This window comes from Levilactobacillus tongjiangensis, assembly GCF_003946345.1.
In the GTDB taxonomy this organism is placed as follows: domain Bacteria; phylum Bacillota; class Bacilli; order Lactobacillales; family Lactobacillaceae; genus Levilactobacillus; species Levilactobacillus tongjiangensis.
The window spans coordinates 75,293-81,516 of the sequence record NZ_RHNY01000014.1; the positions used below are offsets into that span (position 1 = coordinate 75,293).

A 6,224-nucleotide genomic window follows, 5' to 3' on the forward strand; every position below is an offset into this window, starting at 1 on the left:
CGTTAATTTTATTTGATAGGAGTTTGGTTTTCATGGAGAAACAAGGTTTGCAAGTTGCCATTGACGGTCCAGCATCGGCCGGCAAAAGTACCGTGGCAAAAATCGTTGCCCAACGTTTTCACTACATATATTGTGATACGGGTGCTATGTACCGTGCGATTACTTGGAAAGTGTTACAGGCTGGTGTGGGTCTGACCGATGAAGCAGCGGTCAAACAATTGCTGGATCAAATCACCATTCGGTTTGAACCAGGCACCCCAGTGCAAAAGGTGTTTGTTGACGACACCGAAGTCACCTTGGCCATCCGCCAACCTGACGTGACCAACTCCGTTTCAGCAGTGTCCGCCTTGCCCGCCGTTCGAGAAGAGTTGACGGCTCGTCAACGGGATATCGCGGATGCTGGGGGTATCGTCATGGACGGTCGCGACATTGGGTCGACCGTCTTGCCTAAGGCAGAAGTAAAAATCTTCCTAGTGGCCAGCGTGGAGGAACGCGCACAACGGCGCTTGAAGGATAATGCGGCCAAGGGCATTGAGACACCTTTAGCAACATTAAAGCATGAAATCGAGGAACGGGATCGGAAAGATTCGACACGAAAGGTCTCTCCATTGACCCAAGCGGCGGATGCCATTCGGTTAGATACGACCTCGATGAGCATCGAACAGGTGGCTGATAAAATCGCCGAAATCATTTCTGAAAAAGAATCCCACTAGATATAGGCATTTTACTAGCTTTTACTAGCATAATCAGCTAAAATAGTATATAGAGTTGTCGCAAGGAGGAAAAATTCGCATGAGTGAAAATGGCACGAGTCAAAACAATGAAAACAATGAGTTATTAGATGCTTTAAACAGCATCGATAACGTCAAGGTCGGTGACGTCGTTAAGGGTGAAATCTTAACGATTGATGACGACCAACAAGCAATCGTTGGTATTGCAGATACTGGTATCGAAGGGGTCGTTCCCAAGAAGGAACTCTCAACTAAGCCAGTTGATGACATTAATGAAGTAATTAAAGTTGGTGACGTCTTGGATCTCGTCGTTATCTCACGGATCGGAACTGACAAGGAAGGCGGTAGCTACTTACTGTCTCAACGTCGTTTGGAAGCCCGTAAGGTTTGGGACGATATTCAAAAGGAATTCGAAGCAGGTCATACGTTAACTGCCCCTGTTACCCAAGTGGTTAAGGGTGGGTTAGTTGTTGATGCCGGTGTTCGTGGTTTCGTTCCCGCATCAATGGTTTCTGATCACTTCGTCGAAGATCTTGCGCAATTCAAGGGCCAAACCTTGGAATTCAAGATCGTTGAAATCGAACCTAGCGAAAACCGGTTGATCTTATCACACCGTGCTATCGTTGAAAAGGAACGCGCTGCACAAAAAGAAGAAATCATGGCTAAGTTAACTGCTGGCGACATTGTCGACGGTAAAGTTGCTCGTCTGACTAACTTCGGTGCATTCGTTGATCTTGGTGGCGTCGATGGTTTGGTCCATGTTTCTGAAATCGCCTTTGAACGGGTTGAAAAGCCTAGCGATGTTCTGAAGGTTGGCCAAGACGTTAAAGTTAAGGTCTTATCTGTAGACCCAGACCGCGACCGGATCTCTCTTTCCATCAAGCAAACCTTACCAGAACCTTGGGACGGTATCGAAGACAAAGCCCCACAAGGCAGCGTCTTAGACGGAACTGTTAAGCGTTTGACTAGCTTTGGGGCCTTCGTTGAAGTATTCCCTGGCGTTGAAGGCTTGGTTCACATTTCCCAAATTTCTCACCAACACATCGCAACGCCTGCTGACGTTTTGAAGGTTGGTCAAGAAATCAAGGTTAAGGTCTTAGATGTTCGTCCAGACGATCACCGTTTGGCATTGTCCATCAAGGCTCTTGAAGAAAAGCCACAATCTGGTGACGAAGGTTCTGAGAACCGGAGCAGCAGTAACAACAACCGTAGCCGGAGCAACAATGGCGGTAACAACAACCGTCGTCGTAACAACCGGAACAGTGCTGAAACTTCAACGGCTAACGCCCCAGAAGAAAGCACCGGTTTCTCTTTGGGCGATCTGATTGGTGATAGCTTGAAGAAAGATATGGAAGATAACGAAAACAACTAATACGTTTGGTTGAGAAATGGGTCTGGAGCGGAACTTTGTTGGTTTCGTTCTGGACCTTTTTCACGTCAAATGTAGCAATTTAAGGAGGGATTTATAGTGGCATTTCCAGTAGTTGCCATTGTTGGCCGCCCAAACGTGGGAAAGTCGACCCTGTTTAACCGGATCGCCGGCGAACGGATCTCCATCGTCGAAGACACCCCAGGGGTTACCCGTGACCGAATTTATACGCGAGCCGAATGGCTGGGAACTGAATTTCGGATGATCGACACCGGTGGGATCGACCTCGGCGATGAACCATTTTTAACACAAATTACGCAACAAGCAGAAATTGCAATTGATGAAGCCGACGTTATCGTCTTCATCGTGAGCGCCCCTGAGGGTGTGACCGATGCTGATGAAAAGGTGGCCAAAATCCTGTACCGTGCCGATAAGCCGGTCATGTTGGCTGTCAACAAGGCGGATAATCCCGAAACTCGGGAATCCATCTACGACTTCTATTCACTTGGTTTCGGTGATCCATATCCCGTTTCTGGGGTCCATGGTCTCGGTTTAGGGGACCTGTTGGATGCCGTTGTGAAGAAATTCCCTGAAGATGATGGTGCGCCAAAGGACGATTCTATTCGCTTTAGTTTGATTGGTCGGCCTAACGTCGGGAAGTCGTCGTTGGTCAACGCCATGCTTGGTGAAGACCGGGTGATTGTTTCCAACATTGCTGGTACCACGCGTGATGCCGTCGATACCAAGTTTACCGCTGACGACACCAAATTTACGATGGTCGATACGGCCGGAATTCGTAAAAAAGGGAAAGTCTACGAAAACACGGAACGTTATAGTGTTATGCGGGCGATGCGGGCGATTGATGATTCAGACGTGGTTCTGGTGGTCTTGAACGCCGAAGAGGGAATTCGGGAACAGGATAAACGGGTTGCCGGTTACGCTCACGAAGCAGGTCGAGGTATCATTATTTTGGTCAACAAGTGGGATACCTTGAAGAAGGATAACCATACGTTGACGGACTTCCAGAACCTAATTCGTCTGGAGTTCCAATACCTGAGTTATGCACCGATCGTCTTCGTTTCCGCTAAGACGGGTCAGCGGCTAGAACAGTTGCCGGACCTAATCAAGAAAGTTTCGGCTAACCACAACAAGCGGGTGCAGTCCGCAACGTTGAACGACGTTGTGATGGATGCTATCGCTTTGAACCCAACGCCTTCCGATAATGGGAAGCGGCTCCGGGTTTATTACGCCACCCAGGTGGCTGTGGCGCCACCAACTTTCGTGGTCTTCGTTAACAATCCGAAGATGATGCACTTTTCCTATGAGCGATTCTTAGAGAACCAAATTCGTGCTAGTTTCGATTTCGAAGGGACACCGATCCATTTGATCGAGCGTGCCCGGAAGTAGGACTTGAGTAGCATAGGACCAGCTTTTGCCGTGATTTTAACGATTTTTTATTAAAAAACACGATTCTTGACCGATAATTGCTAAAAAATGGCGTTATCCCTTGTCATGCAAGGCTTCCTGTGCTATCTTTGATAAAGAAATGATGCGGCTGACCGTATTTGTTTCATCATTTTTGGACCACTCAAAAATGACCACTAGATGTCATTCATCTAATCTTCTTTCAGGAGGTGAATTCAAACATGGCAAACAAAGCACAATTGGTTAGCGACGTTGCAACTGCAACTGGTTTAACTAAAAAGGACGCAACTGCTGCAGTTGATGCAGTATTCGATTCTGTCCAAGCAACGTTAGCTAAAGGCGAAAAGGTTCAACTGATCGGCTTTGGTAACTTTGAAGTACGTGAACGTGCAGCTCGTAAGGGCCGTAACCCACAAACTGGACAAGAAATCCAAATCCCAGCAAGCAAAGTACCTGCATTCAAGCCAGGTAAAGCTTTAAAGGATGCTGTTAAATAATCTTATTTAGCGAGTAGAGGGCCAGTACGGTGAATGCCGGGCTGGCTTTTTGCTACCCTTAATTAAATTCAAGTAACAGTGAAGTAGCGGGATAATTGATGCTGGCGAGGGTTTTTACTTCGCAAGTCACCTTGAATTGCGTATAATTAACTGTTGCGTTAAAAAAATTAGTATTGCCGCTTACGGCCGCCCAGGAGGGTGCTAGCTGTGGGGAACGGAGCAAGCCTGAAAAGCGGTCTTGCTCCTCACGTGTGAGCCCCGCTAAGTTCATGCGAGTCTCTCACGCGTCCCACGCTGTAAATTGGCTGAGAAACGCCAATTAACACCGCTGTCACGGTCAGCACCCTCCTGGGCGACCTCCGGCTACGATTGTGATATTTATGACAACATATTGAGCAAACGCAATCTGTGCTAGTCGTAGTATGTTGGGTAACTTTGATATATCACGGTTGTTAGGCGATTACTGTAACCAGATTCAACATTTATGAAGTCAGTTGTAAAGCTTAAGTGATTTAAAATTTCAGCCGAACTATACAGCAACTTGAGGTTAAATTTGAGACATCAAAGTAGCCGGAGGTTGTTAGGGGTGGTACCGTGGTGTCGACGGTGTTGGTTGGCGTTTTGAGCCGACCTACAGCGTGGGACGAGCTTGAAGCCGTGGTGAACTGGCCATGGCTTCAAGTCGAGGCCAAAGACCGCACCACAGGCTTTGGCCGGTCCCCACCACGGCTGCCACCCCTAACAACCGTAGGCGGGCTACGTGGATATAACCAAATAGATAATACAAAAGATTCAAGATGGAGGCGGGTCAATGAGTTACGCAGAAACGGCACTCGATGAACTGGAAAAGGGACAACTCGAAGATTTTAAAAAGCAATATGCGTTGGCACTACGCCACGATGACGATGACACGTTGTTTAGTTTGGGTGAGGAACTCTATTCGTTAGGTTTCTTGAACCAATCCCGACGAATCTACGAGAAACTCCTCAAGAAGTACCCGGATGAAGACGAGTTGCGAACGAACCTCGCAGACATTGCCATTGATGAAGATAAGAACGACGAGGCGCTAGAATATTTAAATCAGGTCCAACCTGGCTCACCAGCCTACGTGGAATCCCTGATGGTGGCTGCCGACCTCTATCAGACCCAGGAACTTTTCGAAGTCAGCGAACAAAAACTCTTAACGGCCAAAAAATTAGCCCCTGACGAACCCGTGATTACGTTTGCGCTGGCGGAACTCTACTTCACCATGCGGGAGTTCAGAAAGGCCATTCCGTTGTATTTAGACCTGATTACGGCAGGGACGACCGAATTGTCCCGCGTCAACCTGGTCGAACGGCTGGGGGTTGCTTACGCCAACGCTGGTCGCTTTGAACAGGCGATTGGCTACTTGAAGCAGATCCACACGGGGGACATGACGCCCGATGTAAAATTTGAAACGGCCTTTACTTACCTGCAACTGAAGGAACGGTCGACTGCCATTCGCTTGTTTGAGGAGTTAAAGGACAGTGATGCCCATTACACGTCCCTATATCCTTACCTGGGACAAGCACTGGAGCAGGAAAACCGGCTAGATGAGGCTTTAAAAGCCCTTCAGGAAGGTTTAGGCGTCGACCAGTACAATGAGAAGCTCTGGTTACAGGCGGCCCACGTGGCCACTAAATTGGACGATGAAGAGCTCGCTGAACGTTACCTAAAGAAGGGGCACGAGCTGGATGCCGATGATATCGCAGCGGTTATTCAACTCAGCAACCTGTATGTGAAGCAGGAACGGTGGGCGGAGAATGCCGAGTTGGCTAAACCGTACTTGGCCAACGAAGATGCTGATCCACAGCTATATTGGAATTTAGCAGTCACGGCGAACCATCAGGAGGACTTTGTGGCAGCCCGTAAGTACTACGATGCCGCGCGGCCGTTCTTCATGGATCAACCGGACTTCCTGAAGCCAGCGATTTACTTCTATCGTGAAGAAGGGGACAGTGATGTCGTCGTTAACTTGCTACAGGCGTACGTGAAAGTCGTTCCGGATGATGCTGAAATGGCACTTATGCTGGAAGGCTATGAAGACTAACTGAAGTGCACTATAGAAAAGGATGCCGCGGGGTGTTCTTTTTGGCTCTTTGTCAACCGGTGTTGATGAAGGGATTTTCAGAGGTTCAATTCACTTTCGAATTGGACCTCTTTTTTGTATTCTGATTTTGA

At 48.1% G+C, this 6,224-nt stretch carries 5 protein-coding genes; all 5 read left to right on the forward strand.

The genetic code is table 11. From position 1 onward, the window contains the following. The first annotated feature begins 32 nt into the window (after nucleotides 1-32). The 5 genes from cmk to EKM75_RS09340 all read left to right on the forward strand — a co-directional run bounded on the left by cmk (nucleotide 33) and on the right by EKM75_RS09340 (nucleotide 6,093). Complete coding sequence (cmk, locus tag EKM75_RS09320; protein WP_125681274.1) at nucleotides 33-713, forward strand: (d)CMP kinase; 681 nt, start codon at nucleotides 33-35, stop codon at nucleotides 711-713. A gap of 79 nt (nucleotides 714-792) precedes the next feature. Continuing rightward, entirely contained in the window at nucleotides 793-2,103 is a 1,311-nt protein-coding gene (gene rpsA / locus EKM75_RS09325; protein ID WP_125681275.1) for a 30S ribosomal protein S1, read from the forward strand. A 96-nt stretch (nucleotides 2,104-2,199) separates the two neighbouring features. After that, entirely contained in the window at nucleotides 2,200-3,507 is a 1,308-nt protein-coding gene (der, locus tag EKM75_RS09330; protein WP_125694023.1) for a ribosome biogenesis GTPase Der, read from the forward strand. 227 nt (nucleotides 3,508-3,734) lie between these two features. Next, a complete protein-coding gene (locus tag EKM75_RS09335) occupies nucleotides 3,735-4,022 on the forward strand; it encodes an HU family DNA-binding protein (protein WP_225421803.1) in 288 nt (95 codons plus the stop codon). Between the two features lie 811 nt (nucleotides 4,023-4,833). Further along, entirely contained in the window at nucleotides 4,834-6,093 is a 1,260-nt protein-coding gene (locus EKM75_RS09340) for a tetratricopeptide repeat protein (protein ID WP_125694026.1), read from the forward strand. The last annotated feature ends 131 nt before the right edge of the window (nucleotides 6,094-6,224 follow it).